The sequence below is a fragment of the Oleiphilus sp. HI0125 genome, from assembly GCF_001635355.1.
In genome coordinates, this window is record NZ_LWGF01000224.1 from 1 (window position 1) to 1,495 (window position 1,495).

The 1,495-nt window shown below is 43.1% G+C and carries 2 protein-coding genes; both read right to left on the bottom strand.

What is annotated here, in order from left to right; translation table 11 throughout:
- Positions 1–894: TolC family protein (locus A3762_RS03475; protein WP_197468996.1), on the bottom strand; the 894-nt coding region annotated here is incomplete at its 3' end.
- 44 nt (positions 895–938) lie between these two features.
- Positions 939–1,495, bottom strand: a 557-nt coding sequence (locus A3762_RS03480) for a response regulator (RefSeq protein ID WP_197468997.1), incomplete at its 5' end; no start/stop codon positions are given.

Sequence of the window (1,495 nt, forward strand, 5' to 3'; positions counted from 1 at the left end):
GGCAGGCAGAACAGTAGAGGATGCGTTATTCGTATCAGTGTATGAGTAGTTTATACCCGCACTGATCGTTGGAGAAAATTTTGATCTTGTCTCACTCAAGCTACTCTTACTTTTTTGAAGTGTTTGATACGCAATCAAAATATCGAAATTGGAGTCTCGCAATTGATTCAGGTAAATCGAAAGGGTGGCTTGATCAATTTCGCTAATTAAAATAGACGGATCAATATCATAGGTTGGGCTTGCACGATAACCGGCATCTTTTTGTAGTTTTGCGATTGCAATATCGATACGTTTCTGTAGATCTACTAACAAAGTGCTCACGCTGCCCACTTTTGCTTGTGCCTCGTATAGCGACGAGCGGGGGGTGTTTCCTGCTTCGACATTTTTACTGACCTGTTGTAAGAGTGTGTTAGATGAATCTAACTCATGTTCTGTTGCGAGTCTGCGGGTGTAAAGCTGAAGGATTTCAAGGTAGTTATTGAAGGCGCTAGAAATAATCTCCTGACGTGTTTGTTCAAACTTGAGCTGTTCAATTGTGTATTCTTGACGTGCTTGGCTGTAGCGAAATAGGCGGCCAAGATCGAATAACCGTTGGTTAAGTGTGATCTGATAACCATGCTCGTTATACTCGTTTTCGATATCCGGTCCCGGATCTTGTTCTGTGTTGGATTCATTCCAGGTTGTATTGGCACTAGCACTAAGGCTTGGGAAAAACTCAGTAAGGCTGATCGACTTATCGTATTCGCTCGCTTCAAGGCCTGCTTGCGCACTCGCGATTTCAAGATTATTGTTGACCGCTTGTTCGACCACAGAGGCGAGACTATCCGCATAGCTTTGCTGAACATAGCCCAGCTGGCTAAGTAAAATCAGTTTAGTTATAACGAACTTCAACATTCGTGTTGATTATCTCCCTGCGCGACAGACCTTGTGGGGACGCGCTAACTTATTTTTTGTACCGCCATGTAGTTTTTGATTACCTTGAAGATTTCTTCGTTTTTATATGGCTTGCCAATAATGTAGTCCATACCAGCATCCATACATTCTTTTTTATCTTTGTTGCTCGTGAGTGCTGTAGCACCAATGACGGTCAGTTCACCATATTGATCGGGGTTTGCACGTATCTTTCGTGTTGCTTCAATGCCGCCCATACCGGGCATAATGCAGTCCATAAAAATGATCGCTGGTTTTGCTTCTTTTAAACATTTCAGCGCTTCTTCCCCTGAATTTGCCGTATCGCAACTAATGCCGAATTCTTCTAATAGCTGAACCAAAATGATTTGCTGAATTTGATCATCCTCAACAACGAGTATGCGCTCGTCTGTCACAGCGGTTTTACTCTCTTCTTGATCGATCTGCTGAATCAATTTGGTGATAAAGCTTTTATTGTCTGAGGGGCGATAGAATATATGATCGACATGCTGGTAGGTGTCTTCGACCAAGTCAGGATCCGACACAGAAAGCAGCAGACGTGTACTGCCTTTTACTTTTGCCAAGC